Genomic DNA, 13,680 nt, shown 5'->3' with positions numbered 1-13,680 from the left:
ACGCGCGGCGCGTGGTGCCCCGGCCGTGACACACGGGCCGTGACGCCTGGGCAAGGAGAGAAGACGAATCATGATCAATCCCAAGATCGCGGTGGCTGTTCTCGCCGGCTATCTGCTGGGCCGGACCAAGAAGGCCAAGCTCGCCATGAGTCTCGGTGCGATGCTGGCCGGGTCCCGGGTGAGGCCCGACCAGCTGGGCAAGCTCCTCCAGGACTCCCCGCTCGTCGGGAACATCAGTGAGCAGGTCCGTACCGAGCTGGCGGACGCGGGCAAGTCCGCGGCGACCACCCTGTTGTCGGCGAAGGCCGAGAGCCTGGCCGACGCGCTGCACGACCGCACCACCGGGCTGAAGGAGCGGGCGTACGGCGGGGACGAGGACGGCGAGAACGGCGAGAACGGCGAGGAGGACGAGGGCGAGCGCGGAGAAGACCGGGGCGAGGGCCGTCGCACCGGGGCCCGCAAGAGCCAGGCGAGCCGGAGCGCGGCGCGCCAGAAGAAGACGCAGGCGCGCGCACCCGGCCAGGGAAGCGAGGCACGCAAGAAGAAGGCACCGGCGAAGAAGGCGCCGGCCAAGAAGGCGCCGGCCGCCCAGAGCCGCGCGAAGAGCGGTTCCGCACGATCGAGGAGGCCGGACGATGGTTGATGGCGCCCTCTCCAAGGTCCGTGAGCAGGCGAAGCAGAACCCCGCCACGGACCGGCTGATGCAGGAGCTGGAGGAGTATCTGCAGACCCGGTTCGAGGTGACGATCGGGAACGTGGGCGAGCGGCTGGGTGAGGGCGCTCGTCGGCTGGCCGACACGCACATCGGTCCGGGCATGCTGACCGGCCTCGCCCTCAAGGGCGGCAAGAAGCTCCTCGGGGGCGGGCTGCTCGGCGGCGGCGAAGGAGCGGACGGACACGACGGCGGGATCCTGTCCCACGCCAAGGACGTACTGCTGGACAAGGCCAAGGAGGCGATAGGGGGAGGACGCAAGAACAAGCCCGACGGCCAGGGCAAGTCGCTGACCTTCATCGAGGACGTCAACGTGGGCGTGCCCGTGCGCGAGGCCTACAACCAGTGGACGCAGTTCACGGATTTCAACCGGTTCGCCAAGGGCGTCGAGGATGTCCGGCAGGACGACGAGATCTCCACCCACTGGCAGGCGAAGATCGCCAAGTCGCGGCGGCACTGGCGGGGCACCGTCACAGAAGAGGTGCCCGACGAGCGGATCGCCTGGACCACCGAGGGACCCAAGGGCACCCACAAGGGCGTCGTCACCTTCCACCCGCTCGGGGACAACCTCACCAAGGTGCTGCTGGTCATCCAGTACTACCCCCAGGGCCTCTTCGAGAAGACCGGCGGCCTGTGGCGCGCCCAGGGCCGCCGGGTGCGACTCGATCTGAAGCTCTACCGCGCCTTCATCATGAGCCGGGGCGAGGCCAGCGGCGCCTGGCGCGGCGAGATCCGCGACGGGGAAGTGGTCCGTACGCACGAGGAGGCCGAGGAGGCCGAGGAGCGCGAGGCGGCGCTCGACGAGGGAGAGGAAGAAGAAGAGGGCTACCCCGAGGACGAGGAAGAAGAGGAAGAAGAGGAAGAGGGCGAGGAGCCCGAGGAGCGCTACGAGGACGAGGAGGAGGAAGAGGACGAGGACGAGGAGGAGGAAGAGGACGAGGGGGACGAGGACGACGACGCCACCGGGGAATCCGACGAAGACGACCGGGAGGAGGACGAGGACCGCTACGACGAGACGGAGGAAGAAGGCTCCCAAGGGCGTCGGCGTCGCGGTTAGTTCCGGGCGCCGAGGTGCGCGAGCCCGCCGGTTTCCGCGTCGCCGACGCCGGAGCCTCAGCGAATCGAGGTCGAGTGTGCCGTGACCCAGTCCGAGCCGGTCCCCACGCCGTCCCGGGGCCTGTACCCGTACGGTCAGGGGTCCTCCAGCACCAACCTGGCCGACATCCTTGAACGCGTGCTCGACAAGGGCATCGTCATCGTCGGCGACATCAAGATCAATCTGCTCGACATCGAGTTGCTCACCATCAAACTCCGGCTCCTGGTGGCCTCCGTCGACAAGGCCAGGGAGATCGGCATCGACTGGTGGGAGCATGATCCCGCCCTGTCCTCCCGCGCCTCCGGCGCGGACGGCCGACGCAGTCTGGAGGAGCAGAACGAGCGGCTGCGCACCGAGGTGGAGGCGCTGCGCCGGCGGATCGCCGAGTCCCCGGCGGAGTTGCCCGGGAACAGCGCGGAGGCCCGCCGCCCCTCGCGTGAGGCCCCGGACGCCGAGCGGGAGCCGCCCGCGGAACCCCGGCGCAAGCGGCGGAAGACCGAGGACGACGACCGCGCGGCCGAGGGCGCCCGCAGAGCCCGTACGGCCGAGGGCACCCGTAGGGCGCGTAGGGACAAGGACCGGAGCTGAGACCGGTGGACGATCGACTGTGCTACGCATACGCCGTGGTGGGGTCGTCCGCCGCCGCGGAGCTCACCGGTGTCCGGGGCGTGGCGGGCGCACCCGTCACCCTGGTCCGCTCGGGTCCGGTGGCCGCCGCGGTCAGCGCGGTGCCCCGGGAAGGGTTCTCGGAAGCGGCCCTGAAGGCCGGCCTGGAGGACCTGGAGTGGCTGGAGGCGACGGCCCGCGCGCATCACTCCGTCATCGAGGCCCTCGCCGCGCACACCACGGTCCTTCCGTTGCGGCTGGCCACCGTGTACCTCGACGAGGCGCGGGTCCGGCAGATGCTCGACGACCGGGAGGCGGACCTCGCGGCGCTGCTGGACCGGCTCGCCGACCAGGTGGAGTGGGGCGTGAAGGTCTACGCCGAGGTGCCGCCCCCGTCCGCGCCGTCCGCCCCGCCTCCCGCCGCCGACACCGGCGCCGCCGCCGGAGCGGAGGCCGGAGCGGATGCCGGACGTGCGTATCTGCGCCGCCGCCGGCACCAGCGGCAGGCGCGCGAGGACGCGTGGCGGACGGCCGAGGAGGCCGTACGGCGAACGGAGTTGCAGGCCCGGGGTCTGGCGGTGGAGCGGACCAGGCACCGGCCGCAGCAGGGCGGTCTGACCCGGGGGGTGGCGGGTGAGAACGTCGCCAACGACGCCTATCTGGTCCCGCGCCGGCTCTCCGAGGAGTTCCGCACCCGGATGCTGCACGCGGCGGACGACCTGCCCGGGGTGCGCGTGGACGTCACCGGGCCCTGGGCGCCGTACTCCTTCGCAGCACCCCTGGCACCCGACGCGCAGGAAGGGGCCGGGCAGCGGTGAGCGAGTACGACACGCGGCACGTCCACGACGACTGGTACGGCGACACCTACGACAACCGGTCCGACGAGACGTACGACTACCGCCACGACCCGTACGCGGACCGCCCGGTCAGCCAGGCGCAGGTCGCGCTGATCGATCTGCTGGACCGGCTGCTGAGCGGTGGCGTGGTGATCACCGGTGATCTCGTGCTGTCCATCGCCGACATCGACCTGGTGCGGATCTCGCTGCGTGCCGTCCTGGTCGCCGTCCGCGAGGAGTTGGGCGAGGGGTGGGCGGGCCTCCTCCCGTCGGAGCGGGCGCCCGAGGGAGGGGGCGCACCCGGTGACGAACCCGACTGATGGCCCGGGCGCCGACCGTCTGCGGGAGGTGGCCGAGGCCGCCACCCGGGCGTTCTCCGTGCTGCCGGCCCGGCCGGACGAGATGGCCCCGGCGCCGTCCGGCCGCGGCCGGGACGCCGCGCGCCGTCTGCACAGCGACCCGGACACGGTTGAGCGGGACCTCGTCAAACTGGTCCTGACCCTGGTGGAGCTACTGCGTCAGCTGATGGAGCGGCAGGCCCTGCGCCGCGTGGACGAGGGCGGACTGACCGAGGAGCAGGAGGAGCGGCTCGGGCTGACCCTGATGCTGCTGCACGACCGGATGGCCGAGCTGTGCGATCAGTACGGCCTCACCCTCGCCGATCTCAACCTTGATCTGGGCCCGCTCGGGACCCTGCTCCCTCCCTGAGCCGGCTCCGAGCTCACCGCACCACATGCTCCATGAACCGCGCCAGCGTCTCCGCGAGGACCTCCCGGCCGTCCCGCGCCCACAGCTCGTCGTTGAACAGCTCGACCTCGATGGGACCGGTGTAGCCCGTGGCCTCCACCTGGGTCGTCCACTCCCGCAGATCGACCGAGCCGTCGCCGAGCGGGCCCCGGCCGTTGAGGACGCCCTCGGGCAGCGGGGTGATCCAGTCGGCGAGCTGGAAGGCGTGGAGACGGCCGCCGACGCCCGCGCGGGCGATCTGCTCGGGAGCCGTGTCGTCCCACCAGATGTGGTACGTGTCCACGGTGACACCGACCTGCTCCGCCGGGAACCGCTCGGCGAGGTCCAGCGCCTGGGCCAGGGTCGAGACCACACAGCGGTCGGCGGCGTACATCGGGTGGAGCGGTTCGACCGCCAGACGCACCCCCCGCCCGGCCGCGTAGGGGCCCAGTTCCCCGAGCGCGTCCGCGATCCGCTCGCGCGCGCCGCGCAGATCCTTGGAGCCGGCCGGCAGGCCGCCCGACACCAGCACGAGCGTGTCCGTGCCGAGTGTGGCCGCCTCGTCGACCGCGCGGCGGTTGTCGTCCAGGGCGCGCGCCCGCTCGTGCGGGTCGGTCGCCGTGAGGAATCCGCCCCGGCACAGTGTCGTCACCGTCAGCCCCGCCTCGCGTACCAGCCGGGCCGTGGCGTCCACGCCGTGCGCCCGGACGGGTTCGCGCCACAGGCCCACACCCCGCACGCCCAGGGCGAGACAGGCGTCGACCAGTTCGGGCAGGTCGAGTTGACGTACCGTCATCTGGTTGACGGAGAACCGCTCCGGTGCCGTGGTCGTGCCGCTCATGGAGTCACTCCGTACAGGGTCAGCAGGGTCCTCATCCGCCGCTCCGCCAGCTCCGGGTCGGGGAACAGGCCGAGGCCGTCGGCGTGTTCGTACGCCGTCGCGAGATGCGGCAGCGAACGGGCCGACTGCAGGCCGCCCACCATCGCGAAGTGCTCCTGGTGGCCCGCGAGCCAGGCCAGCAGGACCACACCTGTCTTGTAGAAGCGGGTGGGCGCCCGGAACAGATGGCGGGACAACCGCACGGTGGGATCGAGGAGTTCCCGGAACCCCTTCACATCGCCCGTGTCCAGGACCCGCACCGCCTCGGCCGCGAGCGGGCCCAGCGGGTCGAAGATGCCGAGCAGGGCATGGCTGAAACCGTGGTCGTCACCGGCGATCAGCTCGGGGTAGTGGAAGTCGTCGCCGGTGTAGCAGCGCACTCCGTCGGGCAGCCGCCGACGCAGTTCGCCCTCGCGCCGGGCGTCGAGCAGCGAGATCTTGACGCCGTCCACCTTGTCCGGGTGCGCGGCGACGACGTCCAGGAAGGTACGGGTGGCCGCGTCCAGGTCGGTGCTGCCCCAGTAGCCTTCCAGGGCCGGGTCGAACATCGGGCCGAGCCAGTGCAGGACGACCGGTTCGGCGGCCTGGCGCAGCAGATGGCCGTAGACGTCGAGATAGTCGTCGGGGCTCCGGGCGATCGCGGCCAGCGCACGGGAGGCCATCAGGATCGCCTGGGCGCCCGAGCCCTCCACCACGGCGAGCTGTTCCTCGTAGGCGGCGCGGATCGTGTCGAGGCCGTAGGGATACCCGATCCCGGTGGGGTGCAGCTGGTCGGTGCCCACGCCGCAGGCGATCCGGCCGCCGACCGCCCTGGCCTCGGCGGCGGACCTGCGGATCAGTTCCGCCGCGCCCGCCCAGTCCAGACCCATCCCGCGCTGGGCGGTGTCCATGGCCTCGGCGACCGCCAGGCCGTGCGCCCACAGATGGCGCCGGAAGGCGAGGGTCGCGTCCCAGTCGAGGGCGGCGGGCGCATCGGGGGACACGTCCGCGCAGGGGTCGGCGACGACGTGCGCCGCCGCGAAGACCGTACGGGAGGTGAAGGGCGTGCCCGGGGTGAGGGCGAGCGGCGTCCGGCGCGGTGTGTAGCTCCGCAACCGGCCCTCGGCGTCCGGCAGTCGGAGGGTCACAGCGCGATCTCCGGTACGTCGATACGGCGGCCCTCGGCCGAGGACTTCAAGCCGAGTTCGGCGAGCTGCACACCGCGGGCACCGGCCAGCAGGTCCCGGTGGTAGGGCGCGTCGGCGTACACGTGCCGGAGGAACAGCTCCCACTGCGCCTTGAAGCCGTTGCCGAACTCGGCGTTGTCCGGCACCTCCTGCCACTGGCCGCGGAAGGCCTCGCCGGTGGGCAGGTCCGGGTTCCAGACGGGTTTGGGGGTGGCCGAGCGGTGCTGGACGCGGCACCTGCGCAGACCGGCGACGGCGGACCCCTCGGTGCCGTCCACCTGGAACTCGACGAGTTCGTCGCGGCCCACGCGCACGGCCCAGGAGGAGTTGATCTGGGCGATCACGCCGCCCTCCAGCTCGAAGATGCCGTAGGCGGCGTCGTCGGCCGTGGCGGCGTAGGGCTTGCCCTGCTCGTCCCAGCGCTGCGGGACATGGGTGGTGGCGAGCGCCTGTACGGACCGCACCCGGCCGAACAGCTCGTGCAGCACGTACTCCCAGTGGGGGAACATGTCGACGACGATGCCTCCGCCGTCCTCGGCACGGTAGTTCCAGGACGGGCGCTGGGCGGGCTGCCAGTCGCCCTCGAAGACCCAGTAGCCGAACTCGCCGCGGACGGACAGGATCCGGCCGAAGAAGCCCCCGTCGACGAGCCGCTTCAGTTTGAGCAGTCCGGGCAGGAACAGTTTGTCCTGGACGACCCCGTGCCGGATGCCCTTCTCGTGGGCGAGGCGGGCCAGTTCCAGGGCGCCCGCCAGGCCCGTCGCCGTCGGCTTCTCGGTGTAGACGTGCTTGCCCGCCGCGATCGCCTTCCGCAGCGACTCCTCGCGGGCCGAGGTGACCTGGGCGTCGAAGTAGATCTCGACGGCGGGATCGGCGAGGACCGTGTCCAGGTCCGTCGAGCGGTGTTCGAGGTCGTACTGCCGGGCGAGCGCGTCGAGGGCATGCGCGCGGCGGCCGACGAGGACCGGTTCGGGCCACAGCACCGTGCCGTCGCCCAGGTCGAGGCCTCCCTGCCGGCGGATGGCCAGGATGGAGCGGAGCAGATGCTGGCGGTGGCCCATGCGCCCCGTGACGCCGTTCATGGCGATACGCACCGTCTTGCGTGTCACGTCGGTTCCCTCCGTACGCGTCCGGCGCCGCGTACGCTCACCGGTGAGCGTGACGGCAAGCGCTTTCTACGTAGCGAGACGCTAGCCCCCGTCCGGCGGGTCGGACAAGACCGCGGCAAGGGTGAGCCGAGGTGTCGCCGGACGGCGCTTCCCCGTACGGCGGGACGCCATCCTCTCGTAAAGCGTCACCCGGCGTGACGCTGCGGTCACGAGACCCGTTGAGTTGTCCGATCCGTCGAACAAAAAGGAACCGCGGGCCTGTACACGGGTGTCCGGAGAGCTGTAGATGGATTCCTGACAAAACACTCGACCGGAGGACGACGATGACGGTGACCCTGGCAGACGTGGCTGCGCGCGCGCAGGTGTCGCCCGCGACCGTGTCACGTGTGCTGAACGGGAACTACCCGGTCGCGGCCACCACCCGGGACCGGGTGCTGCGCGCGGTCGACGAACTGGACTACGTCCTCAACGGTCCGGCCAGCGCGCTCGCGGCGGCCACCTCCGACCTGGTCGGGATCCTGGTGAACGACATCGCCGACCCGTTCTTCGGGATCATGGCGAGCGCGATCCAGTCGGAGATCGGCGGCCCGGGAGGACGGGCCGGCGGCGAACGGCTCGCGGTGGTCTGCAACACCGGAGGCTCGCCGGAGCGGGAGCTGACGTATCTGACGCTGCTCCAGCGGCAGCGGGCGGCCGCCGTGGTGCTGACCGGCGGCGCGGTGGAGGACTGCGCGCACAAGGAGACGGTGGGCGCGAAGCTGAGCAAGCTGGCGGCGGCGGGGACGCGCGTGGTGCTGTGCGGGCGGCCGCCCGTCCCCGAGGCGATCGCGCTGACCTTCGACAACCGCGGCGGCGCACAGCGGCTCACCGAGCATCTGATCGGGCTCGGCCACCGGCGGCTCGGCTATGTCGCGGGCCCCGAGGAGCGCACGACCACCCGGCACCGTCTGGAGGGCCACCGGGCGGCCCTGGCCGCCGCCGGGATCGAGGACGACCCGCGGCTGACGGTGCACGGGCGCTACGACCGCCGCGCGGGCTACGAGGCGACGCTCGAACTGGTGCGCCGCGAGCCGTCGCTGACGGCGGTCGTGGCGGCGAACGACACGGTGGCGCTGGGCGCGTGCGCGGCGCTGCGCGCCTTCGGCCGGCGCATCCCCGAGGACGTGTCGGTGGTCGGCTTCGACGACCTCCCCTTCGCGATCGACGCGGTGCCGGCCCTGACGACGGTGCGGCTGCCGCTCGCGGAGGCGGGTGCCCGGGCGGGGCGGATCGCGATGGGCCGCGAGGAACCGCCGCCGGGCGGGATCGCCATGGTGCCCGGGGAACTGATGGTGCGGGGGTCCACGGGGGCGCCCCGCGGCTGACTCCCCCGGGGCGTGCGGCGCGCCACACCGGCCGTGGGGCGGGGACAGGCGTTACCGGCGCGTGGCGGGGTAGTTTCCGTGACCATGAAGCTGGCGTTTTCCACCCTCGGTGTCCCCGGTCTGCCCGTAGCGGACGTCGTCCGGCTCGCGACGACGCACGGCTATCACGGCGTCGAACTGCGCACACACCCCGAGGAGCCCGTGCATCCGGGCCTCGGTCCCGCCGAACGGGCGGCCGTGGCCGCCGAGTTCGCCTCCTCGGGCGTCGAGATCCTCGGACTCGCCGGGTACGCGTGCGTCGCCGCGCCCGGCGACGACGCACCCGTGCTGGCCGAGATCCGCGCGCTCCTGGAGCTCGCGCGCGATCTGGGCGCCCCCTTCGTGCGCGTCTTCCCCGGCGGCACCGAACAGCGCCCCGAGGAGGCCGACGCCATCGCCGCCCGGCGCCTGGGCACCGCCGCCGAGTACGCTGCCGACCTCGACGTACGGATCCTGCTGGAGACGCACGACTCGCATCGCACCGGGGCGGACGTCCTGCGTATCCTCGGCGCGGTCGGCCACCGCCATGTGGGCGCGCTGTGGGACGTGATGCACACCTGGCTGGGCGGCGAGCAGCCGCAGGAGACATACGCGGCCCTGTGCACCTACCTCGGCTACGTCCAGGTCAAGGACATCACCTCCGCCGACGACAGGACCCCGCTGCCCCTGGGCGCCGGCGTCCTGCCGCTCACGGAGTGCGTGGAGGTCCTCTCCCGCCACGGCTGGGACGGCTGGCTGTGCTGGGAGTACGAGAAGCGGTGGCACGAGACGGCAACACCGCTGCCGGAACTGCTCGACGCCGGACGCGACCATCTGGCGCGACTGCTCAGCGAGTCGGCGTAGGGGGCGACTGTCCGCCGATCGACGGACGCGGGCACCACCGCCCCCGGCCGGGCTACGCCGGACGTGCCGTGAGCCGTGCGGAGGCGTCCAGGCACCACCCCAGTACGGCGGGCCAGGAGCCGTAACCGGCGTCCAGGTCGAGGTGGGCGCCGCCGGGAATGATCTCGGTGGAGATGCCGAGGGGATCACCGTAGACGGTCCGCGCGCCCTCCGGGCAGTACGGGTCGTCGTCGCCCGCGACCAGGAGGGTGGGCGCGGGCAGGGCGAGACCGTCGAGGGGCGGCGGGGCGAACTCCGCCACCTCCCGGTGCCGCAGGAGGACGGAGGCGGACGGCGGGGCCACGAGCAGCACCCGGTCCATGGCGAGGCCCGTCACCCCGCGCGCGACGGCGTGCAGCCACAGCACGGTGGACAGGCTGTGGGCGACGACGACCCGTTCGACGCCGCGCGGCAGCCCGTCGAGGTGGCGGACCAGCTCCGCGAGCCACACCTCCAGCTCGGGGTCGTCGGGGTCCGGCAGTTGCGGATACGACACGTGGTGGCCGCATTCGGTCAGCCGGTCGGCGAGCCAGTGCTCCCAGTGGTCCTTCGGGCGGTGGTTCTGCCAGCCGTGGAGGATGAGGTAGGCGCGCGGGGCTTCCGGGTGTTCGCTCGTGGTCATGGCCCGCATGCTTTCCGATCACCGGCCGAAGGTCCACGAGCCGCCACCGCGGGCTCGCGCAGAGACAGGGTCTCAAATCCCGTTCGCCAGTTCTCACCCCCTCCTTGGGGGCCGAACCGACCGGAGGAACTCCCAGGTAAAGAAGCACCCGGCGGATCAGCCAGAAGAAGCTGATCTCGTCATTGGTCTTGATGGTGAAGTTGCGGCCCTTCCGCTCTTTCCCTTGCGCTGATAGCCCTTGATGCTGGAACGGAAGTCGTAGGTGCTCGGTCTGGTGTGGGGGCCGTAGGGCGGGTTGATCTCGTAGCCGGAGACGAAGGCCTGCGGCATCGAGACGTTGACCAGCGAGCCGAGGTCCTTCTTCGCCGCCGCGGTCAGCCTGAAGCTCCAGGTGAGCCGGCCGTTGGGCATGCGGGCGAACGTCACGGTTGCAGACGGCGTGCTTGAACTCGCCCCTGCACCGCGGGACAGAGGCGGACCCGGAAGCCGTAGCGGCGACGCCGGTTCCGGCGAGGCTGCCGAGGAAGACGGAGCTGGACAGAGCGAGTGTCGTGGTCCTTCGTATCGCGGTCCGGACGGTCACGTGGGCCCGCAGCGCAGTACTTCGCGGAGGTGTTGCGGACACTGCGCGTGAACGCCGGGTTGTCGCAGAACGAGTTGGGCGAGCGGATGGCGTACTCGGGGGCGGCGGTGAGCGCGGTGGAGACGTGCGCGAAGCCGGCGACGGACGAGTTCATCGAGGCGGCGGAGAAGGCGTTGGGGGCCGGGGGTCGATGGCGGCGGCCGCGAAGTACCTGCGGTTGGAGCGGTATCCGGCTCATTTTCAGGGGTTCGTGCGGCTGGAGCAGGAGGCGTTGAGTATCTCGTCGTACTGCGCCACCCGTGCCGCCCTCATACACATCCGTGACTCCGAGGCCCCCGACCGGCCCTACCTCACCGTCTCCCCCGCCGCCTGGGCCGACTTCCTGACCCTCGCCTCCAGGAGTGAGCGGCGTTCGGGCCACTCCTCCGACGTGATCGAGTAGATCGCGGAGTCCCGGAGGCGGTCCTCCTCCCCCGGGGACCAGGAGCGGGACCAGTTGCGCAGGACGCCCTCGAAGCGGGCGCCGACGCTCTCGATGGCCGCGCGGGAGCGGGCGTTGCGCGCGTCGGTCTTCAGGTCGACGCGCGCCACGCCCCACTCCTCGAACGCGTGGCGGAGCAGCAGCAGCTTGGACTCGGCGTTGATGCCCGTGCCCTGGGCGGACCGGGCCAGCCAGGTGAAGCCGATCTCGATGGCGTCGAGCCGGTCGTCCGACAGCCAGCAGCGCGGGTCCCAGTAGGAGGTGGTGCCGACCACCCGGCCCGTGGCGAGGGAGATCTGGGCGTACGGCGCGAGGCGGCCCGCCGCCGCTCGGGCGAGCTGTGCGTCGATGTAGCCCCCGACCTCGTGGGCCCTGGGTACCCAGGTGTACGCGTACGAGGTCCGGTCCTCCTCCGCCGCCACCGCCAGACCGTCCGCGTGCCGGTGCTCCAGCGGCTCCAGCCGCACGAGCGTGCCCCGAAGGAGCGGTCCTCTCAGGATGAACGTCACCGCTGAAGCGTGGCGGATCCGCTCGCCGTCGTCGAGTGGATTTCGCCCTCCTTCATACGGATCTCCGTCGGCCGAACCCCCTTCGACGCCAGGGACGTCAGCGCCACCCCGCCCACCAGCAGCGCCGCCGCGCCCCAACGCAGCGGGGTGATCTGCTCACCCAGGAACAGGGCCGCGGACGACATGCCGAAGACGGGGACGAGCAGGGAGAACGGGGCGACCGTGGACGCGGGGTGGCGGCGCAGCAGCCAGCCCCAGGCGCCGAAGCCGAACACGGTGGTGATCCAGGCGACGTAGAGGACGACGCCCACGCCCTGCCAGTCCAGGGCGCGCAGGGCCGCCAGGTCGCGGGAGGGGCCCTCGGTCAGGAGGGACAGGCCGAGCAGGGGCAGGACCGGCACGGTGCTCACCCACACCATGAAGTTGAGCGCGTCGGGCGGGGAGGCCTTGCGGGTCAGGACGTTGGACAGGCCCCAGAAGGCCGCCGCCGCGATCACCAGGGCGAACGCGCCGAGCGGGCCGGCCGTGCCCTCGTCGACGGCCGCGAGGACGATGCCGACGAGGGCCACCGCCATCCCCAGGGCCCCTATGCGCGTGGGCCGTTCGCCGAGGACCGCGAAGGCGATCAGCGCCGTGAAGACGGACTGGATCTGGAGCACCAGGGAGGACAGTCCGGCGGGCATGCCCGCGTTCATGCCGAGGAACAGCAGGCCGAACTTGGCCACGCCCAGGACGAGGCCGACGGAAACAATCCATCCCCAAGCTCTCAACTTCGTTCGAGCAGGGGAGACCCCATCCCAAGCTCTCGACTTCGTTCGAGCAGGGGAGACCCCATCCCAAGCTCTCGACTTCGGGCGGCCGACGAAGAAGACGGCCGGGACGGCGGCGGCCAGGAAGCGGAGGGCCGAGAACAGCAGGGGCGGGAAGTGGCCGAGGCCAATCTCGATGACCGTGAAGTTCACGCCCCAGACGGCGGTGACGAGAACGGCGAGAGCAAGGTGTGCGGGTCGCATGCGTCGAGGATCACGGCTGGCGACCGTGAAGCACCAGCGATGATTGCTGCATGATCGGATGAAGCATCGCTAACCCTTGAGGGGGGTCCATGCTCGATCTCCAACGGCTGCGCGCCCTGCACGCCGTCTCCGTCCACGGCACGGTCGGTGCCGCGGCCGCCGCGCTCGGGTACACGCCGTCCGCGGTCTCCCAGCAGATCGCCAAGCTGGAGCGGGAGACCAGGACCACCCTGCTGGAGCGGGAGGGGCGCGGGGTGCGGCTCACCGACGAGGCGCGACAACTCGCCGCCACCGCACAGACGTTGATGGCGATCGTGGAGCGCGCCGAGACGGAGCTGGAGGAGCGGCGCGGAGTGCCGGCCGGACGGCTGACCGTGGCCGCGTTCCCTTCGGCGGCGCGCGGACTGATGCCGGGCGTGCTCGCCGACCTGGGGCGGCGGCATCCGGCCCTGGACGCCCGGCTCACCGAGATCGACCCGCATCTGTCGGTGGACCTGGTCGCGAAGGGCGCCGTCGATCTCGCCGTGGTGCACGACTGGGACATCGCCCCGCTGCCGGCGCCCCCGAGGGTGGAGCAGGCGGTCATCGGGGATGATTTGTGTGATCTGCTCGTTCCCGCGGGACACCCGTTCGCCGGGCGGGAGTCCGTGCGGCGCGAGGAACTGGGCGGCGAGCGATGGATCTGCCAGCCGCCGGGCCGGGTCTGCCACGACTGGCTGCTGCGGACCCTGCGGGCGGCAGGGCACGAACCGGAGGTCGTCCACCAGGCCGACGAGAACCCCACCCTCGTCGCCCTGGTCGCCGCCGGTCTGGGGGTCGCGCTCATTCCGCGTCTGGGCCGTGGCCCGCTGCCGCCCGAGGTCGTCGAGATCGCCCTCGACCCGATGCCCGTACGACGGCTCTACGCGCTGTGGCGCGCGGGTGCGGCGCGGCGGCCGGCGATCGCGCAGACCGTGCGGACGCTGCAGGAGTTCTGGCCCAGGGCGGCGGCACGGGCGACCCGCTGACCTCCTCCGTACCGACTTGCGGATGACGGCGGCGCCCGGGGAACCCGCC

The 13,680-nt window shown here is 72.0% G+C and carries 18 protein-coding genes; 11 read left to right on the top strand and 7 right to left on the bottom strand.

Annotation, left to right across the window (positions count from 1 at the left end):
- Window positions 1–70: 70 nt before the first annotated feature.
- From AB0L95_RS14325 to AB0L95_RS14300, 6 genes are all read left to right on the top strand, one after another.
- Window positions 71–643, top strand: coding sequence for an ABC transporter substrate-binding protein (locus tag AB0L95_RS14325; protein ID WP_365161656.1), 573 nt, complete (start codon window positions 71–73; stop codon window positions 641–643).
- A complete protein-coding gene (locus AB0L95_RS14320) occupies window positions 636–1,769 on the top strand; it encodes an SRPBCC family protein (protein ID WP_365161654.1) in 1,134 nt (377 codons plus the stop codon). Before AB0L95_RS14325 ends, AB0L95_RS14320 begins: the two co-directional genes overlap by 8 nt.
- Before the next feature lie 81 nt (window positions 1,770–1,850).
- Window positions 1,851–2,396, top strand: a complete 546-nt coding sequence (locus AB0L95_RS14315) for a gas vesicle protein (protein ID WP_365161652.1) — start codon at window positions 1,851–1,853, stop codon at window positions 2,394–2,396.
- Between the two features lie 5 nt (window positions 2,397–2,401).
- Window positions 2,402–3,232: a GvpL/GvpF family gas vesicle protein gene (locus AB0L95_RS14310; protein ID WP_365161650.1), complete on the top strand. Its 831-nt coding sequence runs from the start codon at window positions 2,402–2,404 to the stop codon at window positions 3,230–3,232.
- A 128-nt stretch (window positions 3,233–3,360) separates the two neighbouring features.
- A complete protein-coding gene (locus AB0L95_RS14305) occupies window positions 3,361–3,570 on the top strand; it encodes a gas vesicle protein (protein WP_365161906.1) in 210 nt (69 codons plus the stop codon).
- Window positions 3,554–3,958, top strand: a complete 405-nt coding sequence (locus AB0L95_RS14300; protein ID WP_365161648.1) for a gas vesicle protein K — start codon at window positions 3,554–3,556, stop codon at window positions 3,956–3,958. Before AB0L95_RS14305 ends, AB0L95_RS14300 begins: the two co-directional genes overlap by 17 nt.
- 13 nt (window positions 3,959–3,971) lie before the next feature.
- Here the strand turns inward: AB0L95_RS14300 and AB0L95_RS14295 are convergent, their stop codons facing one another.
- From AB0L95_RS14295 to AB0L95_RS14285, 3 genes are read right to left on the bottom strand one after another with little or no spacing between them, the layout of a single operon-like run.
- Complete coding sequence (locus AB0L95_RS14295; protein ID WP_365161646.1) at window positions 3,972–4,817, bottom strand: sugar phosphate isomerase/epimerase family protein; 846 nt, start codon at window positions 4,815–4,817, stop codon at window positions 3,972–3,974.
- Complete coding sequence (locus tag AB0L95_RS14290) at window positions 4,814–5,983, bottom strand: dihydrodipicolinate synthase family protein (protein WP_365161644.1); 1,170 nt, start codon at window positions 5,981–5,983, stop codon at window positions 4,814–4,816. The genes AB0L95_RS14295 and AB0L95_RS14290 overlap by 4 nt, the downstream gene beginning before the upstream one ends.
- Window positions 5,980–7,131, bottom strand: a complete 1,152-nt coding sequence (locus tag AB0L95_RS14285) for a Gfo/Idh/MocA family oxidoreductase (RefSeq protein WP_365161643.1) — start codon at window positions 7,129–7,131, stop codon at window positions 5,980–5,982. Before AB0L95_RS14285 ends, AB0L95_RS14290 begins: the two co-directional genes overlap by 4 nt.
- Window positions 7,132–7,454: 323 nt before the next feature.
- On the opposite strand from AB0L95_RS14285, the gene AB0L95_RS14280 reads away from it, so the two are divergent.
- Window positions 7,455–8,495, top strand: a complete 1,041-nt coding sequence (locus tag AB0L95_RS14280) for a LacI family DNA-binding transcriptional regulator (RefSeq protein WP_365161641.1) — start codon at window positions 7,455–7,457, stop codon at window positions 8,493–8,495.
- An 84-nt stretch (window positions 8,496–8,579) separates the two neighbouring features.
- Window positions 8,580–9,377, top strand: a complete 798-nt coding sequence (locus AB0L95_RS14275; RefSeq protein ID WP_365161639.1) for a sugar phosphate isomerase/epimerase family protein — start codon at window positions 8,580–8,582, stop codon at window positions 9,375–9,377.
- A 52-nt stretch (window positions 9,378–9,429) separates the two neighbouring features.
- On the opposite strand, the gene AB0L95_RS14270 is transcribed toward AB0L95_RS14275, so the two are convergent.
- Both AB0L95_RS14270 and AB0L95_RS14265 read right to left on the bottom strand, forming a co-directional pair.
- Window positions 9,430–10,038 carry an alpha/beta hydrolase gene (locus AB0L95_RS14270; RefSeq protein WP_365161637.1) on the bottom strand — a complete coding sequence of 203 codons (609 nt, stop codon included), beginning with the start codon at window positions 10,036–10,038 and terminating at the stop codon, window positions 9,430–9,432.
- A 156-nt stretch (window positions 10,039–10,194) separates the two neighbouring features.
- On the bottom strand, window positions 10,195–10,449 hold the full coding sequence (locus AB0L95_RS14265; protein ID WP_365161635.1) for a hypothetical protein: 255 nt from the start codon (window positions 10,447–10,449) through the stop codon (window positions 10,195–10,197).
- Window positions 10,450–10,584: 135 nt separating this feature from the next.
- On the opposite strand from AB0L95_RS14265, the gene AB0L95_RS14260 reads away from it, so the two are divergent.
- Together AB0L95_RS14260 and AB0L95_RS14255 are read left to right on the top strand one after the other, a co-directional pair.
- Window positions 10,585–10,896, top strand: a complete 312-nt coding sequence (locus AB0L95_RS14260; protein ID WP_365161634.1) for a helix-turn-helix transcriptional regulator — start codon at window positions 10,585–10,587, stop codon at window positions 10,894–10,896.
- The gene (locus tag AB0L95_RS14255) at window positions 10,812–11,063 is read left to right on the top strand and encodes a DUF397 domain-containing protein (protein WP_365161632.1); all 252 of its coding nucleotides are present in this window, start codon (window positions 10,812–10,814) and stop codon (window positions 11,061–11,063) included. Before AB0L95_RS14260 ends, AB0L95_RS14255 begins: the two co-directional genes overlap by 85 nt.
- Here AB0L95_RS14255 and AB0L95_RS14250 read toward each other — a convergent pair.
- Window positions 10,967–11,611, bottom strand: a complete 645-nt coding sequence (locus AB0L95_RS14250) for a GNAT family protein (RefSeq protein WP_365161631.1) — start codon at window positions 11,609–11,611, stop codon at window positions 10,967–10,969. The two genes, AB0L95_RS14255 and AB0L95_RS14250, sit on opposite strands and share 97 nt — an antisense overlap.
- The gene (locus tag AB0L95_RS14245) at window positions 11,608–12,624 is read right to left on the bottom strand and encodes an EamA family transporter (protein ID WP_365161629.1); all 1,017 of its coding nucleotides are present in this window, start codon (window positions 12,622–12,624) and stop codon (window positions 11,608–11,610) included. The genes AB0L95_RS14250 and AB0L95_RS14245 overlap by 4 nt, the downstream gene beginning before the upstream one ends.
- An 89-nt stretch (window positions 12,625–12,713) precedes the next feature.
- Here AB0L95_RS14245 and AB0L95_RS14240 point away from each other — a divergent pair, with 89 nt between their 5' ends.
- Complete coding sequence (locus AB0L95_RS14240; protein ID WP_365161627.1) at window positions 12,714–13,631, top strand: LysR family transcriptional regulator; 918 nt, start codon at window positions 12,714–12,716, stop codon at window positions 13,629–13,631.
- Window positions 13,632–13,680 lie beyond the last annotated feature (49 nt).

Origin of the sequence: Streptomyces sp. NPDC052036 (assembly GCF_040680495.1) — a bacterium.
Lineage (GTDB): Bacteria > Actinomycetota > Actinomycetes > Streptomycetales > Streptomycetaceae > Streptomyces.
The sequence above is the reverse complement of the archived record's forward strand: the minus strand, read 5'-3'. Positions and strand labels throughout refer to the sequence as shown.

What these genes read in the sequence shown, in the direction of transcription:
- AB0L95_RS14295 (WP_365161646.1), bottom strand. Translation starts at nt 4,817, where the DNA reads ATGAGCGGCACGACCACGGCACCGGAGCGGTTCTCCGTCAACCAGATG.
- AB0L95_RS14275 (WP_365161639.1), top strand. Translation starts at nt 8,580, where the DNA reads ATGAAGCTGGCGTTTTCCACCCTCGGTGTCCCCGGTCTGCCCGTAGCG.
- AB0L95_RS14320 (WP_365161654.1), top strand. Translation starts at nt 636, where the DNA reads ATGGTTGATGGCGCCCTCTCCAAGGTCCGTGAGCAGGCGAAGCAGAAC.
- AB0L95_RS14265 (WP_365161635.1), bottom strand. Translation starts at nt 10,449, where the DNA reads ATGCCCAACGGCCGGCTCACCTGGAGCTTCAGGCTGACCGCGGCGGCG.
- AB0L95_RS14245 (WP_365161629.1), bottom strand. Translation starts at nt 12,624, where the DNA reads ATGCGACCCGCACACCTTGCTCTCGCCGTTCTCGTCACCGCCGTCTGG.
- AB0L95_RS14280 (WP_365161641.1), top strand. Translation starts at nt 7,455, where the DNA reads ATGACGGTGACCCTGGCAGACGTGGCTGCGCGCGCGCAGGTGTCGCCC.
- AB0L95_RS14240 (WP_365161627.1), top strand. Translation starts at nt 12,714, where the DNA reads ATGCTCGATCTCCAACGGCTGCGCGCCCTGCACGCCGTCTCCGTCCAC.
- AB0L95_RS14325 (WP_365161656.1), top strand. Translation starts at nt 71, where the DNA reads ATGATCAATCCCAAGATCGCGGTGGCTGTTCTCGCCGGCTATCTGCTG.
- AB0L95_RS14255 (WP_365161632.1), top strand. Translation starts at nt 10,812, where the DNA reads ATGGCGGCGGCCGCGAAGTACCTGCGGTTGGAGCGGTATCCGGCTCAT.
- AB0L95_RS14270 (WP_365161637.1), bottom strand. Translation starts at nt 10,038, where the DNA reads ATGACCACGAGCGAACACCCGGAAGCCCCGCGCGCCTACCTCATCCTC.